The following is a 679-nucleotide window of genomic DNA, read 5'->3' on the forward strand; positions in this document are numbered from 1 at the left end:
GAATGTCCGTTCAACCACCCAGCGGCGCGGCAGGATCTGAAAGCCTTTCACCGTATCGAACCGCCTGATGATTTCGACCGTCCATTTTCCCATGGAGGCGAGCGCGGATCGCAATTTCTCGCCAGCGTAGCCGCCATCAGCGAAGATGTGGCGCAGCCAGGGAAAGTGCCTGCGTATTGCCGCCAGGACATCAACGGCCCCATCACGATCCTGGATATCGGCGGCATGAACGAGGAGAAAGATCAGGAAGCCGCAGGTATCAGTCACGATATGGCGCTTGCGGCCCTTGACCTTCCTGCCCGCGTCCTAGCCCGAAAGCCCGCCGCTTTCTGTAGTTTTCACCGACTGACTGTCAATCACGCCCGCGCTCGGGGAGGCTTCACGCCCCTCGATCTCGCGCAGGCTCATGACCAGCACCGTATTCATGACCCCGAACAGCCCGGTATCACGCCAGGCGTAAAAATAGCGCCTGACGGTCGAGACCGGCGGAAAGCATTTCGGCAGCAGGCGCCACGCGCACCCGGCCGAGGCTATATAGAGCATCGCGTTGACCACCTCGCGCATATCCGTCGTGCGAGGGCGACCGCCCCGTTTCGCAGGGGGCACAAATGGCACGATCAAAGCCCATTCCCCGTCCATCATATCCGATGGATATCGCAGTCCTTCCCGGCTATGTTCA

The 679-nt window shown here is 60.5% G+C and carries 1 pseudogene; it reads right to left on the bottom strand.

The annotated features are described in order from the left end of the window. Positions 1-679, bottom strand: a pseudogene (locus GOB85_RS18915) (IS5 family transposase); the annotation flags it as partial.

It is taken from the genome of Acetobacter fallax, from assembly GCF_011516735.1.
Taxonomy (GTDB): domain Bacteria; phylum Pseudomonadota; class Alphaproteobacteria; order Acetobacterales; family Acetobacteraceae; genus Acetobacter; species Acetobacter fallax.